General features: G+C 43.5%; 16 protein-coding genes, 1 tRNA gene and 1 pseudogene. 11 read left to right on the top strand and 7 right to left on the bottom strand.

Going from position 1 to position 17,853, the window contains the following annotated elements; translation table 11 throughout:
• A pseudogene (locus HF992_RS09655) lies at positions 1–107 on the top strand (IS30 family transposase); the annotation flags it as partial.
• On the opposite strand, the gene dusB reads toward HF992_RS09655, so the two are convergent.
• The 4 genes from dusB to HF992_RS09635 all read right to left on the bottom strand — a co-directional run bounded on the left by dusB (position 96) and on the right by HF992_RS09635 (position 4,018).
• Entirely contained in the window at positions 96–1,106 is a 1,011-nt protein-coding gene (dusB, locus tag HF992_RS09650) for a tRNA dihydrouridine synthase DusB (protein ID WP_168549826.1), read from the bottom strand. The pseudogene HF992_RS09655 and the gene dusB sit on opposite strands and share 12 nt — an antisense overlap.
• The gene (gene hslO, locus HF992_RS09645; protein WP_281346979.1) at positions 1,093–1,965 is read right to left on the bottom strand and encodes an Hsp33 family molecular chaperone HslO; all 873 of its coding nucleotides are present in this window, start codon (positions 1,963–1,965) and stop codon (positions 1,093–1,095) included. The genes dusB and hslO overlap by 14 nt, the downstream gene beginning before the upstream one ends.
• A 545-nt stretch (positions 1,966–2,510) precedes the next feature.
• Positions 2,511–3,020, bottom strand: a complete 510-nt coding sequence (locus HF992_RS09640; RefSeq protein ID WP_168549824.1) for a phosphatidylglycerophosphatase A family protein — start codon at positions 3,018–3,020, stop codon at positions 2,511–2,513.
• Between the two features lie 23 nt (positions 3,021–3,043).
• Positions 3,044–4,018, bottom strand: coding sequence for an NAD(P)/FAD-dependent oxidoreductase (locus tag HF992_RS09635; RefSeq protein WP_168549823.1), 975 nt, complete (start codon positions 4,016–4,018; stop codon positions 3,044–3,046).
• Between the two features lie 164 nt (positions 4,019–4,182).
• Between HF992_RS09635 and pbp2a the strand changes: the two genes are divergently transcribed.
• The 4 genes from pbp2a (at position 4,183) to nusG (ending at position 7,429) form a co-directional block, all read left to right on the top strand.
• Complete coding sequence (gene pbp2a, locus HF992_RS09630) at positions 4,183–6,420, top strand: penicillin-binding protein PBP2A (protein ID WP_246201286.1); 2,238 nt, start codon at positions 4,183–4,185, stop codon at positions 6,418–6,420.
• Between the two features lie 52 nt (positions 6,421–6,472).
• Positions 6,473–6,625 (top strand): 50S ribosomal protein L33, encoded by a 153-nt coding sequence (gene rpmG, locus HF992_RS09625; RefSeq protein ID WP_168549822.1) that lies wholly within the window; start codon positions 6,473–6,475, stop codon positions 6,623–6,625.
• 8 nt (positions 6,626–6,633) lie between these two features.
• Positions 6,634–6,810: a preprotein translocase subunit SecE gene (secE, locus tag HF992_RS09620; RefSeq protein ID WP_168549821.1), complete on the top strand. Its 177-nt coding sequence runs from the start codon at positions 6,634–6,636 to the stop codon at positions 6,808–6,810.
• An 82-nt stretch (positions 6,811–6,892) separates the two neighbouring features.
• A complete protein-coding gene (gene nusG, locus HF992_RS09615; protein ID WP_168549820.1) occupies positions 6,893–7,429 on the top strand; it encodes a transcription termination/antitermination protein NusG in 537 nt (178 codons plus the stop codon).
• A 60-nt stretch (positions 7,430–7,489) separates the two neighbouring features.
• Here nusG and HF992_RS09610 read toward each other — a convergent pair whose 3' ends face one another.
• Both HF992_RS09610 and HF992_RS09605 read right to left on the bottom strand, forming a co-directional pair.
• Entirely contained in the window at positions 7,490–8,449 is a 960-nt protein-coding gene (locus tag HF992_RS09610) for a S66 family peptidase (RefSeq protein WP_168549819.1), read from the bottom strand.
• Between the two features lie 206 nt (positions 8,450–8,655).
• Positions 8,656–8,726 (bottom strand) — tRNA-Cys (locus HF992_RS09605).
• A gap of 267 nt (positions 8,727–8,993) precedes the next feature.
• Between HF992_RS09605 and HF992_RS09600 the strand changes: the two genes are divergently transcribed.
• Complete coding sequence (locus HF992_RS09600; RefSeq protein ID WP_168549818.1) at positions 8,994–9,266, top strand: YiaA/YiaB family inner membrane protein; 273 nt, start codon at positions 8,994–8,996, stop codon at positions 9,264–9,266.
• Between the two features lie 175 nt (positions 9,267–9,441).
• Here the strand turns inward: HF992_RS09600 and HF992_RS09595 are convergent, their stop codons facing one another.
• Entirely contained in the window at positions 9,442–9,927 is a 486-nt protein-coding gene (locus HF992_RS09595) for a hypothetical protein (RefSeq protein WP_168549817.1), read from the bottom strand.
• A 1,065-nt stretch (positions 9,928–10,992) separates the two neighbouring features.
• Here HF992_RS09595 and rpsB point away from each other — a divergent pair.
• The 5 genes from rpsB (at position 10,993) to HF992_RS09570 (ending at position 17,806) form a co-directional block, all read left to right on the top strand.
• Positions 10,993–11,775, top strand: coding sequence for a 30S ribosomal protein S2 (rpsB, locus tag HF992_RS09590; RefSeq protein ID WP_168549816.1), 783 nt, complete (start codon positions 10,993–10,995; stop codon positions 11,773–11,775).
• 67 nt (positions 11,776–11,842) lie between these two features.
• Entirely contained in the window at positions 11,843–12,883 is a 1,041-nt protein-coding gene (gene tsf / locus HF992_RS09585; RefSeq protein ID WP_168549815.1) for a translation elongation factor Ts, read from the top strand.
• Between the two features lie 215 nt (positions 12,884–13,098).
• On the top strand, positions 13,099–14,541 hold the full coding sequence (locus HF992_RS09580) for an FAD/NAD(P)-binding protein (protein ID WP_168549814.1): 1,443 nt from the start codon (positions 13,099–13,101) through the stop codon (positions 14,539–14,541).
• Between the two features lie 374 nt (positions 14,542–14,915).
• Positions 14,916–15,371, top strand: coding sequence for a CtsR family transcriptional regulator (locus HF992_RS09575; protein WP_168549813.1), 456 nt, complete (start codon positions 14,916–14,918; stop codon positions 15,369–15,371).
• A 2-nt stretch (positions 15,372–15,373) separates the two neighbouring features.
• On the top strand, positions 15,374–17,806 hold the full coding sequence (locus HF992_RS09570; protein ID WP_168549812.1) for an ATP-dependent Clp protease ATP-binding subunit: 2,433 nt from the start codon (positions 15,374–15,376) through the stop codon (positions 17,804–17,806).
• Positions 17,807–17,853: the final 47 nt, after the last annotated feature.

The following is a 17,853-nucleotide window of genomic DNA, read 5'->3' as shown; positions in this document are numbered from 1 at the left end:
AGAAAACGACCACAAGAATGGTCGCCTTCATCGAAAATTGGATTAACAACTATCCAAAGAAATGTTTGAACTATTTATCTCCTAGACAATTTTTACTAAATGCCTAACTTGGACTTGAAATTTAGCATCGCTCTTGTTTCAGCTAAGATGCTGTCAATTTCGGCTAGACTTTCCGCACGAGCAATTTTGCCACGAAGTTTAGCTGCCCCAGAAGTGCCACGCAGGTAGTGGGGAGCTAGGCCACGAAATTCTCGGACAGCGACATATTCTCCTTTAAGAGCGATAAGGCGTGTCAAATGCTCGTAGGCGATTTTCATTTTATCTTCAAAGGAGAGGTCGGGTAAGACTTCTCCAGTTTCTAAGTAATGGTTAATCTGGGTGAAGATATAAGGATTGGCCATGGCTGTGCGTCCAATCATGACCCCATCTGTTCCGAGTTCTTCGATCATAAATTTAGCGTCGTGGACAGTCTTGATATCGCCGTTGCCGATAAAGGGGACCTTGGTAATAGCTTTGGCAACGCGAGCTAATGTCTCATGGTCGCAGTGACCGGTATACATTTGTTCTCGCGTCCGTCCATGCATGGCTAGGGCAGAGACACCTGCGCTTTCTGCTGCGAGGGCATTTTCGACAGCTAAGGAGCTATCTGCCCAACCTGTCCGCATTTTAACAGTGAGAGGAATGCTGAGATGGGAAGTGACGGTCTTGACGATATGGTAGATCTTATCAGGGTCTTTAAGCCATTTGGCACCAGCTTCATTTTTGACCACTTTATTGACCGGACACCCCATGTTAATGTCAAGGATATTGGCCCGAGTATTTTCTTGAATAAAGACAGCAGCGCGTGCTAGGGAGTCTGCATCGCTACCGAAAAGTTGGATGGACATGGGGGCTTCATTCTCATCAATGTGAAGCATGTGGAGGGTTTTTTCGTTGTTGTATTGGATCCCCTTGTCGGAGACCATTTCCATGACGACCAGTCCGGCTCCTAGCTCTTTAGCGATGGTTCGAAAGGCGGAATTGGTGACGCCTGCCATAGGAGCAAGGACAGTGCGATTTGGAATTTCGACATCGCCAATCATAAATGGGGTGTTAAGGTTTTTCATGAATAATCTCCTCTAAATCATCAGCACTAAAGTGATAGGGGGTCTGGCAAAATTGGCAAATAATTTCAGCCCCTTGGTCTTCGTCTTTCATGGCGATTAGCTCTTCTTTTGGGAGGCTAGCTAAGGCAGTGCTAAACCGTTCTTTACTACAGTCACAATGAAAGGCAAGAGGGCTCTCTTCTAGGATCTTGTAAGGTTCTGAGCCATAGATGGCTTCTAAAAGCGCCTCCAAGGGCTTTTCGGTCATCAGAAGACTAGAGATAGCAGGCATGGCTTCAATACGCCCTACAAAGCGTTCAATGTCGGCTTGTGTTGCTCCTGGGAGAGCCTGTACTAAAAACCCACCTGCGACGCTTACTTGGTCCTGATCGTCTAAGAGAACATTAAGGCCGACTGCTGACGGAGTCTGTTGACTATCCGTCAAGAAATAGGCCAGATCTTCACCGATTTCTCCTGTAACGATAGGTGTCATAGAGGTATAGGGTTGGCCAGTGCCATAGTCAACGATGACGAGAAATTCCCCTTGCCCGACAAAAGGACCGACAACCACTTCTCCAGTAGCTGTTTTTTTGATATCAACGCCACGATTTTGCACGTAACCTTTGACTTGGCCATCCGTATTGGCAACAGAGATGATGGCACCAAAAGAGCTGTCGCCAAGCACTTTGACCGTGACTTTGGTTTGCCCTTTTTCATTGGCGGCCAGAATTTGGTTGGCAATGAGGGTTCGCCCTAAAGCAACAGTGGAAGAACTAAGAGTCTGATGAAAGTCTTGAGCCGTTCTGACAGTTTCTGTGCTATCTAAGATAAAAGCTCGAAAAGCTCCGTTTTCTGAAATTGTTTTAATGATTTTGTCCATACCGATTATTGTAACATAAAGAAGGCAGAAGATGAAGAAGAAAGGATTGTGTCGCATTAGAATAAGATGATGCCATAGGATTAACTACCGAAAAAGTCTGAGGTGGCGAAGTTGGTTATCCTTTGCGGTCCTGAATTTAGTCATTCACGAAATAGTGAGACGCAGAGTTGCGGTATTGACCTAGTAGTGTCAAGAGCAGATTTTAGGCTTGCCCTACTTCAAGACTTTCCATTAGAAGTTTAACTGGCGAAGGGACTTCAAAGTTGGATGTGCTTTTCAGATGGCACAAGCAAAGACAATTTTTAGCGGAGAAATAACGATCCAATCAATGCTCGTAGCATTATCATCACCTACCTATGATGACTGGCTAAAAAATGGTTTCTCCTAATTTTTAGTGGGATGATAAGGTGATGGCAGTGACACTATTTTAGCATGGGCTCATGCCCTATGGCCTTCAACGAAAAATGAGTAACAAAAAACACATGAAATCAGTGACCAAGGGCACGATTTTATGTGTTTTGGTATTTAACCGCTGTTAAGCCTGTTTAAAGACGGTTCGTGATGGCGCTCTTGCTTGGGTCAGAATGTGCTAAACGGCTAGCAGCGGCAGCCGCAATGGCACCAGCGATATCGTCCAAGAAGGTATGGCATTGCCCATCTTTTTTGGTGTCAAGCTGTTTGATGATACCAGGTTTAACCTTATCGATGTAACCGTAGTTGGTGAAGCCTATAGAACCATAGACATTGACGATGGACAGGGCCATAATCTCGTCAATTCCATAGAGGCCCTCATCAGACATGAGGATGTCGTTGAGTGGCTGAGAGAGTTTGCCGGCTTCAGCGAGCTTGTCAATCTCAATACCAGTGATAATGGTGTTTTGGACTTCGCGTTTTTCCAAGACTGCCTTGACATGAGGAAGGCAGTCCTCGATTTTTAGATCTGGAATATATTTATTTTGCAGGTAGAGCACTAGCTCGGCGAGGTCATTGAGGCAAATGCCACGCTCTTCAAGAAGGGCGAGAGCACGGTTTTTTAATTCTTCCGTAGATTTCATGAGTTTCTCCTTTAGGATATGAATTAATGCAGACTGGTTGAGTGTTTGGGTTGAACCTTTTCTGCCGGATTGATATAGGCGATAGCGTTATTGACAGCTGTTGGAGCCTCACCGAAGCCTGTCGCAATCAAATCAATCTTCCCTTCGTAGTAGCAACAGTCTCCTGCAGCGAAAATGCCTGGGATGGAAGTGGCCTGTCGGCTGTTAACCACGATCTTATGCCGGTTGAGGTCCAGTCCCCAAGCTTTGAGGTTGCCGACGGAAGATTTAAAGCCGTAATTGACAAAGAGATGGTCTAGTGGGATAATCTGGCTTTCATCTGACTTGACCTTAGTGATTTCAAGACCGGACACCTGTCCATCTTGGACAATAAGGCTACTTGGGACGTAGGGGGTTTTGATATTAACTTGAGAGGTCTTTAACGCTTCAACGCTGTGCTCCAACGCTCTAAAATTATCTCTACGGTGGACGATGGTTACCTGTTTGGCAATTTTTTCAAAGGCCAGGGACCAATCGACCGCAGAATCTCCGCCACCAAGTACAACTATTTCCTTGTCTTGATACTGGTTGATTTGTGAAACGTGGTAATGGATGTTGTCAAAGGCATCCGCTCCTTCAATTTCTAACGGCCGTGGTTTAAAGGCTCCGCCTCCCATAGCGATGAGCACTGTCTTGGTTAAGTGCTTGTCCTTATTGGTGGTTAGGGTAAAGTGACTCTCTGATTTTTCGATTTCCAGAACGGTCTCATTGAGGCAAATGGTCGTGTCAAAGGCATCCAGTTGCTCTAGGAGACGTAGGGTTAAGCTCTCTCCGGTTACTTGGGTGAAACCTGCCACATCTAAGATAGTTTTTTCAGGATAAAGAATGGCAGGCTGTCCTCCGAGCTGGGGCAAGGAATCGATGATTTTGACCTTGGCCTGTCGTAAGTGAGCATAGAAAGCAGCAAAAAGACCGACTGGTCCTCCACCAATAATGGTAATATCAAACAGGTCTGACATATCAGGTCCTCTTTCTTTCGAATTTCTCTCCTATTCTACCATAAATTATGGTGAGAAGACCTTAAAAGGGTTCGGGAGAGACGAAAATTTGAGCTTGTAGTATAATAGAATCAGTTTTCAAGAAAGGAGATCACCAGATAAGTTCTTCTGGTGAGAGAGTTTCCATGACAGAAAAGAAGAAATTTGACCACGTTTTACAGAAATATTTTATGGAGGAAGAGGTTGAAAATCAGGAAGTGGCTGAAGCTCGCTTAGAGCAGGATGGTTCCCCTGATCAAGCAGGGCCATCTCGTCTGAGTAGAGCTGGAACAAAGGGGCAATCTGCCAATAAAAAAGGCCAATCCCCTTTCAGGAGATTTTGGCGGCGTTACCACCTAACCAAAATTTTAGTGATCGTGATGGCAACCATTGGGGTTACGTTGGGAGGGTGGCTTTTCTTCCTAGCTAAGACAGCCAATGTCGAGGATCTTCAGGCAGCCCTTCAAGCGACAACCATTATCTATGACAAGGACTCGGTGGAAGCAGGGAGTCTTTCTGGTCAGAAAGGGACCTATGTTGAACTGGATGCCATTTCTGATTATATGGAGCAGGCTGTAATTGCGACGGAGGACAGGACCTTCTACCAGAATTCGGGAATCAATTTCTCCCGCTTTGCTCTGGCCCTTCTGACCTTTGGTAAGTCTGGTGGTGGCTCGACCATCACCCAGCAGTTGGCTAAGAATGCTTATCTGACTCAGGAACAGACGGTGACTCGTAAGGCCAAGGAATTCTTTTTAGCCTTAGAATTAACCAAAAAATACAGCAAGGATGAAATTCTTGCCATGTATCTCAACAACGCCTACTTTGGTAGCGGAGTGTGGGGAGTGGAGGACGCTAGTCTCAAATACTTTGGGATATCGGCTAGCCAATTAAGCCTGTCACAGGCAGCGACCTTGGCCGGTATGCTCAAGGGGCCTGAGATTTATAACCCTTATTATTCCCTCCAGAATGCCATCAACCGCCGGGACACGGTCATCCAGGTCATGGTTGACGCTGGCTATATTGATCAAGCAACAGCCGACGAATCCACTGCCGTTGATATGTCTAGCCAATTACAGGATGCCTATACTGGCCGTAGCAGCAAGTATGTTTACCCATCTTATTTTGACGCGGTGATCAACGAGGCCATTTCCCGCTACGGGCTCAAAGAGAGCGATATCGTTAATAGTGGTTATCGAATCTACACCGCCCTTGACCAGAATTATCAGGCTAACATGCAAGCTGTTTATAACGAAGATAGTCTTTTTCCAGTGGCTTACAGTGATGGAGAAATGGCTCAGTCAGCTTCGGTAGCGCTAGATCCAAAGACAGGTGCGGTGAGAGCTTTGGTGGGTCGAGTTAATTCCAGTGAAAACTTTGTTTACCGAAGCTTCAACTACGCAACCCAGTCCGAACGCAGTCCAGGTTCTACCATCAAGCCTTTAGTGGTCTACACACCAGCTATTGCTGCAGGTTGGTCAACGGAAAAAGAGCTGGATAATACAACAACTACCTATGGTGATTATAGCTTGGATAACTATGCTGGCTCCCGAACTGAAACAGGAACGGCTCCCATGTATCAGGCACTGGCTCAGTCGCTCAATCTTCCAGCAGTGGCCGCTCTTAACCAATTAGGAATTGATAAGGCCTTTAGTTACGGTAAGAAGTTTGGCCTCAAAATGGACAATGTCCCGGAAGTTTTGGGTGTCGCTTTAGGGAGCGGTGTTGTCACCAATCCCCTTGAGATGGCTCAGGCATATTCTGCTTTTGCCAATCAAGGAGTCATGCAAGACGCTCACTTAATTGTTCGCATTGAGACAGCTAATGGCAAGGTTTTAAAAAACCACCAATCAACCAAGACAAAGGTCATGGACAGCAGTGTTGCCCAAAAAATGACCAGCATGATGTTAGGAACCTTCTCAAATGGTACTGGAGTTTATGCAGCTCCCTATAACTATATCATGGCTGGTAAGACTGGAACGACAGAGACCAGTTTTGACCCTAATGTCGCCAGTGATCAGTGGGTTATCGGTTATACACCAGATATTGTGATCAGCTCTTGGCTAGGTTTTTCAAAAACAGATGAGAGCCACTATCTCGAAGGATCTTCCTCGAATCAAGCATCAGCCATTTTCCAAACGGTTGCTAATAGTATTCTCCCTTATACGGCAGGAACGAGCTTCACAGCAGAAAATACCTATGCAGAAAACGGAATAGCTCCAGTAAACAGTGCGGGACAAGAAGACACAGCTGGTCAAATCTTAGAGACCATTCGAGACCATGCCCAAAACCTGATGGAACAGGCTAAGCAGGCTATTGAAGACGCCAACATTCCTGAAAAAGCTCAAAATCTTTGGGAAACCGTTGTGAGTTTGTTCCAATAACTTGTCAAATCGGCTTTTAAATGCTATAATGGCAAAGATATGGAGGCTTGAAATGGCATTAAAAAAAGGAAGTCTAGCCTGTACAACCTGTGGTTCGAGAAATTATTCCATCAAACTCAGCAGTAACCCCAAGCCTGTACGTCTAGAAGTTAATAAATTTTGTAAACATTGTGGTGGTTATACTTCCCACAAGGAAACGAGATAGGAGAAGATATGAAATTCATTAGTGATACCCTTCAAATCTTGGCCGATACGACTTGGCCAGATAACCAACAACGTTGGTCAGATTTTTTATCGGTTTTAGAGTACACCGCCTTTTTCGTGGCAGTTATCTACCTCTACGACCTATTCATTTCGCGTGGTGTTCTGAGCTTGATAAATTTATTCTAAAAATGTTGGCAAGCTTTAGTTTTATGATATAATAGATACAAATAAAGGAGCCATTAGGCTCTTTTTTGAAAGGAAAAATCAGATGGATAGTTTTGATAAGGGCTGGTTTGTTTTGCAAACCTACTCAGGCTATGAGAATAAGGTTAAGGAAAACCTTTTGCAGCGGGCACAAACCTATAATATGCTGGAAAATATCTTACGCGTGGAAATCCCAACCCAAACCGTTCAGGTTGAGAAAAAAGGACAGATGAAGGAAGTCGAAGAAAATCGCTTCCCTGGTTATGTGCTAGTTGAGATGGTCATGACCGATGAGGCTTGGTTTGTGGTGCGTAACACGCCGAACGTTACAGGGTTTGTTGGCTCTCACGGGAACCGTTCCAAACCAACACCACTTTTGGAAGAAGAGATTCGTGCGATTTTGGCTTCTATGGGACAAAGCGTTCAAGAATTTGCTATTGATGTCCGTGTGGGAGACACAGTGCGGATCATTGATGGAGCTTTTTCTGGCTACGAAGGTAAGGTTTCCGAAATTGACAACAACAAGGTTAAGATGATTATTTCCATGTTTGGCAATGATACGGTTGCAGAAGTGAATATGAGTCAAATCGCAGAGCTATAAAAGCTGCTCAGATTATTATAAAAAAGGGGTCGCCTGACGTTTTATCAGACTGCCCCTTTTTTAGGTTTCTTCTGTCAGGTGGATGGACAGGGTGCGGGTATCAATCCTGCATTTTCCACCAATGGTTAGGGTAAAGAGAGGTTGGGTATGGGCGAAGTCGAGGTCATAGAGGACTGGGATAGTCTTAAGTACAGGATGCTTGTCTAGCATAGCCAACAAGAGCTCCTGTGTCATCTCGGTTTCCTTTGGGAAACGCCCTAACAAAATCGCCTGGGGATTTGGATAGGCTTGCAGGAGAGCAGTCAGATGACGGCCTATAATCATATAGGGGTCGCCTTCGCACTCTTCCAAAAACAAGACATATTGATCTGGCTTAGGCGCAAACTCTGTTCCTGTTAGCAGGTTAAGGGTAGAAATGTTACCACCGATCGCGATACCTTCTGCTTGACCGTGGTTATAAACTTTCCATTGGGTTGGAAAAAAAGTCCGTGGTAGGTTTGGATCATACCAAGCATCGCTAGACCATTCTGGACTAGGCACAAGATCATAGCTGTTTTGAGTAACGGCTCTTAACCAAGACTGTGTTTGATAGGTTTGTCCTTCCACCATTTTAAAGCTGGAGTAGCTCGGCCCCATATAGGTCACGATCCCAGTTTTGGCATAAATAGCATTAAGCAGAGCTGTTGTGTCTGAATAACCGCAGAAGATCTTGGGATTCTGGGCAATCAGGTCATAGTCCAGATAGGGCAAGAGCTCGTTGCAGTTGAAGCCACCGATGGTGGTCAGGATGGCATCGACAGACTTGTCTGCAAAGGCCTCGTGCAAGTCAGCCACCCGGCTAGCAATGCTGGCCGAGTAAAACATGTCATTCTCAAAGTAATTGCTGGAGAAGGATACTATAAAACCCAGTTTTTCCAGGGCTTCCTTGGCAGACAGATTAGCCTCAAAACCACCCAAGCGCTCAATAGAACTAGATGGGCTGACAATGCGGATGTGATTACCTGTTTGAAGTTTTTGCATAGAGGCACCTCCCGAAATTTTACCCAGTATAGCAGAAAATAGCGCTTCATTCAAGCTAAAGTTAGTTTTCGAGAGAAAAATTCTGAGTATGATGTTTTAGTCGGGTACCACCTCAAATTATTTTTAACGTTAACCTGATAAAAAATCAAAAACCCCCATTTTGGGGGCTTTTCGCGTTGTAAAAGCAAGAAAGATTCTTATCTTTAAGGCGGTAGACGGATTTGAACCGACGATCAAGCTTTTGCAGAGCCGTGCCTTACCACTTGGCTATACCGCCGTAACAGATAACATTCTACCGTAAAAAGGGCCTCTTGTCAAGAAAAATTGTGAGGAATCCGTGGAAGAAGAGAAATCGTTTTATTTGAGAGAGATGTTTTCTGAAAGCTAATTTCAAAAACAAGTAATCAGCTCAAAATTATAGCGCTAATAGACTGGACTAATGTTTAGGGATGTCACATTAGAGGGATAGGTGATTGTTTACAAGGATAGAAATTATGCTATAATGAATATATTCAGAACCAATAAGTTTTAGGAGGGAATTCTGATGAACAAAGTTAAACGCAAATTTTATCGTAACACCCCAGCATTTACCATGATGGCTTGGTCGTCATTCTTGCTTTTCGTAGGCATGATGTTGATTGGCTTGTACACTCTGAAGGAGCCATTGATGGTTAAGGGCTACTACCTCATGGCTTCCATTGGATTGATTTCATCGTCTTTTACTGTGGCAAAAGTTGTGCGTGACAACCAAGAAGATGAGGATGATTTCAACAATTGGAAAGAAGAAGTTAGCACGCAAAACACAACTCAAGATTAGGGGCAAAGGTAGAGGGAACTCTACTTTTCCTTCTTTTAAAGTCATGCCAAACGCATGAAAAGAAAATGCATGTAGCTAGAAAAAGGTTACATGCATTTTCTTCATATGTGCGACGTTTTCGTTAACCCATTACAGCTGGCAAAGACCCCCAAATTCGTAAACTTAATTATAGATTTTAACTAAATGGTCTGAAAGTGTGGCTTGTAGTGCTAACTAACCCAGTATAGTCTGAGTTATGATATGCGTTTATAACTTCCTTAATTAACGTATAGTTTGAATTGTGATATTGAACGATTTCTAAGTATAACTCTGTTTTACCGAAAGTTGTATATAGTGTGTGTGCAGCACCCGCTACAAAGCCAATAGGCGCTCCTTGCCACCCTGGAATCAAGGCTAATATAGCACTAAGGCCAATTCCGGCGATTGCATCGTAGTAAGACTGTCTAGTTCTAAAAACGTTAAATTTTGTCCATCTTTCTGCAAAAGGCATTGCATACTCAACTGAATGTACTTCCTCTTCATTTGAAGTAACAGATATCCTTTCAATGATTAATAAACCATCGATCCAAACTCCCGAAGAATCAACTAAGAAATTATGTCCCCCTCCAAAATTGTCATATATCACACCTGATGTCTTGGAAGAATTATCATAATGTATCACGTTCGATAAGCCTGTCGATTTCTCTTCTATGGTAATTTGTAACCCCTCTTCAGCATCAGATAAGAATTGAACATTATTATCAGAGTAACTAATTGTATTAGCCTATAACGTCTGGACTGGAAAACTCAGTGTGCTTAATATAAATAATATAGCAGTTAGAAGATAAGTAACTTTTTTCAGTATTTTCTCCTTTTTTTAGATGTCCGATAAATGCCTACTAATAACAAAAAGATATAGAAAATCTCAACCAAGTAATATATGGGTTTATCCTTACCAAAAATGAGATATAGATTTAAAAAAGTCGCAAATAAGAACAGAATAATAATAAAAGCTCTAGGCTTATTTCGTTTCACATAACTCCTCCTCTCAATTTATAAAATAATTTGGATTTAACCTTAAACCTCATTTAGTTTTCATAATTTTAAATGCGACATACCTAATGAGTAGAAAATTATAGTTTTTAATGAGCTTTACCTAGATCTAGCCCTTTTGAATCTTCATTTGATTGAACAATAATTTCAAATGAATCACCTTGTTTCAAATCGCAAATATTTATAAAACCAACTGTAATAGACAACATCATCACGAATCATAAATATTTAGCAAGAACTTTTTAAATAGAAAGAAAGCGCTTACTTATATATTTTTATTATCCCTAAAAATTATTGCTTTGTCAATAAAAATTATGATTACAGTGCCCAGGGGAAATGCATGAAGAAAAGACGATTTCAGAAAGTGATTTCTTAGATAAGTACTCCACTTTTTAGATGAAAGTTGGGGTGTAGTTTCTGTGGGATGAGCAGAATGGTACAGATTATCGGAATGTTTTCAAGATTTTTTTGAAAAATGCATGTAGCTAGAAAATGCTTGCATGCATTTTCTTCATGTGTGCGACGTATTTTAAAGATAAAATCCCTTGCAAAAGATAGCTTTTTTTGATATACTCAATAAGTTGTGAAAAGCAACAAATACTCATCTGAGATGAATCGTGGTGCTGTTGCCCGTGTGGTGGTATTGCGAGTTGAAATCTTGGAGAGGTAGAAAAAACAAAAAGGAGAAATACTCATGGCAGTTATTTCAATGAAACAATTACTTGAGGCTGGTGTACATTTTGGTCACCAAACGCGTCGCTGGAACCCTAAGATGGCTAAGTACATCTTCACAGAGCGTAACGGCATCCACGTGATTGATCTTCAACAAACCGTAAAATTGGCTGACCAAGCTTACGACTTTGTGCGCGATGCAGCAGCTAACGATGCGATTGTGTTGTTCGTAGGGACTAAGAAACAAGCTTCTGAAGCGATCAAAGAAGAAGCTGAGCGCGCTGGTCAATACTACATCAACCACCGTTGGTTGGGTGGAACCCTGACTAACTGGGACACGATCCAAAAACGTATCCGTCGTTTCAAAGAGATTAAAGAAATGGAAGCAAACGGTACTTTTGAAGTATTGCCTAAGAAAGAAGTTGCTTTGTTGAATAAGCAATTGGCTCGTCTTGAAAAATTCTTGGGTGGTATCGAAGATATGCCTCGTATTCCAGATGTGATGTACGTGGTTGACCCACACAAAGAGCAAATCGCTGTTAAAGAAGCTAAGAAATTGGGTATCCCAGTAGTTGCTATGGTTGATACCAACACTGATCCAGACGATATCGATGTGATCATTCCATCTAACGATGACGCGATCCGTGCGGTGAAATTAATCACTGCTAAGATGGCTGATGCTATTATCGAAGGTCGTCAAGGTGAAGATAGCGTTGTAGCGGTAGAAGCAGAATTGGCTGAATCAGCTGGTGAAGCAGAGTCTATCGAAGAAATCGTTGAAGTGGTTGAAGGCGACAACGCATAATTTATATTGTAAAAAAACGTAAGGGGCGGGCCCAGCCCTCTCCTTTTTATAAAATGGAGGACTAATAATGGCAGAAATTACTGCAGCTTTGGTAAAAGAATTGCGTGAAAAATCAGGTGCTGGCGTTATGGACGCGAAAAAAGCCTTGGTTGAAACTGATGGTGACATCGACAAGGCGATTGAGCTGTTGCGTGAAAAAGGGATGGCTAAGGCAGCTAAGAAAGCTGATCGCGTTGCCGCAGAAGGCTTGACAGGTGTTTATGTTGATGGCAACTTCGCAGCTGTTGTTGAAGTCAACTCTGAAACAGACTTTGTAGCTAAAAACGATCAATTCGTTAGCTTGGTTAAAGAAGCGGCAGAAGTGATTGCTAAAGGCCGTCCGGCGACTGATGCAGAAGCTCTTGCTTTGACAACTGCCTCTGGTGAATCTTTGGAAGCGGCTTTTGTATCAGCAACCGCAACTATTGGTGAAAAGATTTCCTTCCGTCGTTTTGCTTTGATTGAAAAGACGGATGACCAAGTCTTCGGTGCTTACCAACATAATGGTGGTCGTATCGGTGTTATCTCAGTAATCGAAGGTGGCGACGAAGCGCTTGCTAAGCAAGTATCTATGCATATCGCTGCTATGAAACCAACTGTTTTGTCTTACACTGAATTGGATCCACAATTCGTTAAGGATGAATTGGCTCAATTGAACCACAAGATCGAACAAGACAATGAAAGCCGTGCTATGGTTGATAAACCAGCTCTTCCACTCTTGAAGTATGGTTCAAAAGCGCAGTTGACAGAGGATGTTTTAGCTCAAGCAGAGGAAGACATCAAGGCTGAATTGGCAGCAGAAGGCAAACCAGAACAAATCTGGGGCAAAATTTTGCCTGGTAAATTAGATCGTTTCTTGCTTGACAACACCCAAGTTGACCAAGCCTACACCCTTCTTGCTCAAGTTTACATCATGGATGACAGCAAGACTGTTGAAGCTTACCTTGATAGCGTAGGTGCTAAAGTAGTTGACTTCAAACGTTTTGAAGTGGGTGATGGTATCGAAAAAAGCTCAAATGATTTTGAAGCGGAAGTAGCTGCAACAATGGCTGCTGCTCTTGGTAAATAATAGCTCTAGAATCATTGTTACCATAAATAATAAAAGCATTTGAAAGAGGACCTGATTCCCAATAAACTAGGAGTCAGGTTCTTTTTCTTTGTTAGAGACAGAGGTTAGACCAATAGTCAAGAGTCACTAAAACATGACGGAGGCAGAAAATGAGCCTATTCTTTTGCGGACAGATAAGGTAGATTATGATAAGATAACTTGAGGGGGATACGGTAATGAGAAGAACAATTGGGATTATTGGAATGGGGGTTAGTGGGTTTGGTGTTTTGCTGGCCTTATCTAGATTAGAGAGAGTGGAACAAGAAAAACTGACCATTGTCTGCTTTGAGGATCAGTTACATTTCGGCCGTGGGATTCCCTTTCAAGAGGATGTGGATTTGGCTCTGATTAATTCACCTATTGATGATATTTCCTTTGATTATCGGGAAATGACTGATTTTTTGGCTTGGCTAAAAGAGAATGGCTACGCAACAGATCGGGACTATGTCAGTCGTGCTCTCTACGGGCGATACATGTCTGAAAGAGGGCGAGCATTGATCGACCAGCTAGGGGTAGACCTTGTCCTAAGACGAGTGGATGGTCTGACCTACCTGCCAAAGACACAGCGATGGCAAGTGACAGTTGATGGGCAAGTTTATGGTGTCATATTTGATGAGATTCACTTGGCCTGTGGCGATTTGCCACCCATTGATCCTTACCGACTGGAAGGATACTCCAACTACATAGGTGATCCCTATCCTCTTAAGAATCTTGGACAGGCTCGATCGGAAGCTAGGGAGGTTGGGCTTATAGGTACTGGTCTTGCAGCAGTGGATGTGTTGAAATGTCTACTGAGCCAGCCTGAGACAACGGTATTGGCTTTTTCTCGGTCGAATGCCTTTCCAACGGTCCGCATCTTGGCTGATAAGCCTCTTCATTGGGAGGTTATGACAGATGCTAAGTTTAAGGAATTATGCCAAAAAGAGTATTTTTCATTCAGTGATTTTGAGGCACTTTTTGAAGCGGAGCTGCAGGCGCTTGGTTTCGAAGATTGGGCAAGCGTCTGTGGAACGTATTTAGCCCCAGGTATAAGTGGGATAAATTTGGCTAAAAATTATCCTGAACAGCTTTATCAATTGCAACAATTGGCATCACGTGTGGCGGATTGGTTGACGGACTTATGGCCTTTAATGACCAGATCCGATCAAAAAAACTACCAAGTTCGTTATGAAAAAAAGATCATTAATCTGCGTAATCCTATGCCTGAAGTCTCTGCTAGGACAATCCTAGAGGCTGGTCGGAGTGGGCGTTTGCAGCTCTTGGATCAGGTGACGAATGTGGTGGCGATAGAGGATGGGTTTGCGATAACGGTTGAAGACGGAAAATCCTATCATGTAAGGCAGGTCGTTAATGCTACCGGCTACCATCTGACTCTAGAGAATCAAGATAAGGCCACAGTTTTATTGAAGAATCTACTCAATCACCGATTGATTCAAATAGATGAGCAGGGAGGACTCAGCGTTCTAGCTGAAACCGCTCAGGTCATCTCGCCACGCTTTGGCCTTTTACCAACCCTTTTTGCTCACGGAGAATTGATCAATGGGGTTATTTACCAGAATAATTCCACAATCAAAATTCAAAAAATTGCTGAACGAGCTATTAAAGCGTCTCGGAGATAATAGGCTTGGTCTTTGCCAGCTTCTAATGCTTAGATAAATGGACGAGATGCGTTTAGGCTAGTCATTAGGCGCTTGGTCGTTATTTAACGGGCTATCAATCAAAGTGTGCCTAGCTGTTCATATGCTGCTTGAAACCATGGCAGGTGTTTTGGCGGCTATGTGTTTAGCAATCACTCGCTAGGAAACCTTTTGGGGTAGCAGTTGGTAATAAGTCGAGACTCTTCTCTTGAGAGGAGGGCATTTCGGATGTGAGGAGATTAAGGTACCTGAGCATGACATGAGGAGGCTTCCCTTTAGATCGTATGTCTTTTTCCTTTTCAAACAGCTGTGTTTTCGATATAATAATAGTCAAAGATAGTCAGAGGAGGTAACCTATGGAGCCGAAAAATACGACGGACAGTATCGAGGTTTACATTAAAGGTCTGTTAGCTAAGGCTGGGTTTGTTGAACTTAAACGTAGTGAGATCGCAGCTTCTTTTCAGGTGGTACCGAGCCAGATTAATTATGTCATTAAAACGCGTTTTACTCAGAGCCGAGGATATATTGTAGAAAGTAAGCGTGGTGGTGGAGGCTACATAAGGATTGATAAGATTGATTTTTCAGATCATCATCATCGCTTAGAGGGGCTTAGATTAAGTCTTGGGGAACAATTGAGCCAACAAGTGTTTGCGGATATTGTACAAATGCTTTATGAGCAAGGGTTGATGACGGAGAGAGAAGGTAATTTAATCTTAGCGGTTAATACAGATGACGTTCTAGGTGAGGATGCGCCTGCGATTCGAGCGCGATCCCTTAGAAAGATTATACGACAACTAGATAGGAAAGAGTAAGTATGAAGTTATCACATGGTATGAGAGTCGCTTGGGAAGATGGTCAAATTCTTGCCCAGCGTTACGGTTGCCAGGCGGTTGAATCCTGGCATGTTTTGTTGAGCTTTATCGGAAATCTGGAGTCAATTGCAGGTGCTAGTTTGATGGATTTTGACTTTGACTTTGATGATTATGAGCGTGCGATCTATAAAATCACTGAAAAAGAGATGCGAGAAGAGGTAGGAGACTTTGACCTCCTCCCTCATTCTAAACGTTTGATGGCTTTGACAACATTTGCTGAGTCCATTGCCCAAAGCCTCAAAGCCAAGGAGCTTGGGACGGAACATCTGCTTTTGGCGATTATTTTAGACGGCTCTTCTGTAGCTAGTCGTGTACTGGAAGAGGTTGGTTTTAGAGCTGGTCAGGCGGAGAACGAGCCTTCTTTGATCGACCTCCGCAAGAATTTGGAGCAAAAAGCTGGTATTGGTAAGGCAGAGATTAAGGCTATTCGTGCCATGATGAAGGGGCAGGTGAGTAACAGAAATCAGACTGCCAATATGATGGGCATGCCTAACACCCCTAGCGGTGGTCTAGAAGATTATACTAAGGACTTGACAGAAGCAGCAAGGCAGGGGCTAATGGAACCTGTGATTGGCCGAGATGACGAAATCTCTCGGATGATTCAAGTTTTGAGTCGAAAAACCAAGAATAATCCCGTGTTAGTCGGTGCTGCTGGGGTTGGTAAAACAGCTCTAGCCCTTGGTCTTGCCCAGCGTATTGCCAAAGGAGAAGTTCCTGAGACCTTGGCTAAGATGCGGGTCTTAGAGTTGGAATTGATGGCAGTGCTTGCGGGGACCCGCTTCAGGGGTGACTTTGAAGAGCGGATGAATAATATCATTGAAGACATAGAAGAAGATGGTCACGTGATTCTGTTTGTAGATGAGCTACACACTATTATGGGGAGTGGCAGTGGGATTGACAGTACCATGGATGCTGCCAATATCTTGAAACCGGCTCTTTCGCGTGGGACCTTACACATGATTGGTGCGACGACCCAAGAGGAATTTCAGAAACATATTGAAAAGGATTCGGCCTTATCCCGACGGTTTGCCAAAATTGTCGTAGAGGCACCATCTGAGGCAGATGCTAAATCTATTTTGCTGGGCTTGCGCCCGGCCTATGAGGCCTACCACGGGGTTGCAATCACTGACCAAGCCGTTGATGTTGCGGTTCGCTATGCCAAGCGTTATTTGACGAGCAAAAATCTTCCTGATTCAGCCATAGATCTCTTGGATGAGGCGGCAGCTACTGCCCAGAACCGAGCGGGGTTTGTCGGTGTTCGGCCTGAATTGGATGCGCTTGACCAGGCCTTGATGGCTGGAAAATGGGCTGCTGCTTCAAAATTACTAGATAAAGATACAAACCAATCCCTTATTGAGGTGCGTTCAGAAGATATCTTAGAAACATTGAGCCGCTTATCTGGCATTCCCGTGACTAAGTTAACGAAAACAGATGCCAAACGCTACCTTAACTTGGAATCAGAACTGCACAAACGCGTTATTGGTCAAGATTCAGCTGTTTCAGCAGTCAGTCGTGCAATCCGTCGGAATCAATCAGGAATCCGTCAAGCCAAACGACCTATTGGTTCCTTTATGTTCCTAGGTCCGACAGGGGTCGGCAAGACGGAGCTGGCTAAAGCCTTAGCAGAGGTGCTTTTTGATGATGAGGAAGCTTTGATTCGGTTTGATATGAGTGAGTATATGGAAAAATTTGCCGCCAGTCGCCTTAACGGTGCCCCCCCAGGCTATGTAGGTTATGAAGAAGGCGGTGAGTTGACGGAGAAAGTTCGCAACAAGCCATACGCTGTTCTTCTCTTTGATGAGGTGGAAAAGGCTCATCCGGATACGTTTAACATTTTACTTCAAGTTTTGGATGATGGGCAATTAACTGATAGTCGTGGGCGTAAAGTGGATTTTTCAAATACCTTGATTATCATGACGTCCAATCTTGGAGCAACAGCGCTTCGGGATGATAAGACGGTTGGTTTTGGGGCCAAGGATATCAGTTTTGATCACCAAAATATGGAAAAACGTATTTTCGAGGAGTTGAAAAAATACTATCGGCCAGAATTTATCAACCGAATTGATGAAAAAATCGTCTTCCACAGTTTGAGTCAGGAGCACATGCAGGAAGTCGTTAAGGTAATGATCAAGCCTCTGCTTGCTAGTCTAGAAGAAAAAGGCATTGAAACGAAGATTCAGCCATCCGCTTTGAAAGTATTGGCTAAATTAGGTTATGATCCAGAAATGGGGGCAAGGCCCTTGCGCCGGGTGATTCAGACCCATTTGGAAGATCCGTTGGCCGAAAAGCTATTAGGTGGTCAACTATCAGCAGGAAGTCTGCTGAAAGTGGGCGTAAAAAATGATAAACTCCACTTGACGATTTCAAGTGATTAACGATTCTTAAAAAGATAATTGAAAAAACCTGCTAGGGTCTACACTTT

The sequence above is a fragment of the Streptococcus ovuberis genome (assembly GCF_012396585.1).
Lineage (GTDB): Bacteria > Bacillota > Bacilli > Lactobacillales > Streptococcaceae > Streptococcus > Streptococcus ovuberis.
Note: the sequence above shows the minus strand (reverse complement) of the source record. Positions and strands in the feature narration are given on the sequence as shown.

Excerpts from the sequence above, each read along its gene's own strand:
- dusB (WP_168549826.1), bottom strand. The coding sequence starts at position 1,106 with ATGAAAAACCTTAACACCCCATTTATGATTGGCGATGTCGAAATTCCA.
- hslO (WP_281346979.1), bottom strand. The coding sequence starts at position 1,965 with ATGGACAAAATCATTAAAACAATTTCAGAAAACGGAGCTTTTCGAGCT.
- HF992_RS09640 (WP_168549824.1), bottom strand. The coding sequence starts at position 3,020 with ATGAAATCTACGGAAGAATTAAAAAACCGTGCTCTCGCCCTTCTTGAA.
- HF992_RS09635 (WP_168549823.1), bottom strand. The coding sequence starts at position 4,018 with ATGTCAGACCTGTTTGATATTACCATTATTGGTGGAGGACCAGTCGGT.
- pbp2a (WP_246201286.1), top strand. The coding sequence starts at position 4,183 with ATGACAGAAAAGAAGAAATTTGACCACGTTTTACAGAAATATTTTATG.
- rpmG (WP_168549822.1), top strand. The coding sequence starts at position 6,473 with ATGGCATTAAAAAAAGGAAGTCTAGCCTGTACAACCTGTGGTTCGAGA.
- secE (WP_168549821.1), top strand. The coding sequence starts at position 6,634 with ATGAAATTCATTAGTGATACCCTTCAAATCTTGGCCGATACGACTTGG.
- nusG (WP_168549820.1), top strand. The coding sequence starts at position 6,893 with ATGGATAGTTTTGATAAGGGCTGGTTTGTTTTGCAAACCTACTCAGGC.
- HF992_RS09610 (WP_168549819.1), bottom strand. The coding sequence starts at position 8,449 with ATGCAAAAACTTCAAACAGGTAATCACATCCGCATTGTCAGCCCATCT.
- HF992_RS09600 (WP_168549818.1), top strand. The coding sequence starts at position 8,994 with ATGAACAAAGTTAAACGCAAATTTTATCGTAACACCCCAGCATTTACC.
- rpsB (WP_168549816.1), top strand. The coding sequence starts at position 10,993 with ATGGCAGTTATTTCAATGAAACAATTACTTGAGGCTGGTGTACATTTT.
- tsf (WP_168549815.1), top strand. The coding sequence starts at position 11,843 with ATGGCAGAAATTACTGCAGCTTTGGTAAAAGAATTGCGTGAAAAATCA.
- HF992_RS09580 (WP_168549814.1), top strand. The coding sequence starts at position 13,099 with ATGAGAAGAACAATTGGGATTATTGGAATGGGGGTTAGTGGGTTTGGT.
- HF992_RS09575 (WP_168549813.1), top strand. The coding sequence starts at position 14,916 with ATGGAGCCGAAAAATACGACGGACAGTATCGAGGTTTACATTAAAGGT.
- HF992_RS09570 (WP_168549812.1), top strand. The coding sequence starts at position 15,374 with ATGAAGTTATCACATGGTATGAGAGTCGCTTGGGAAGATGGTCAAATT.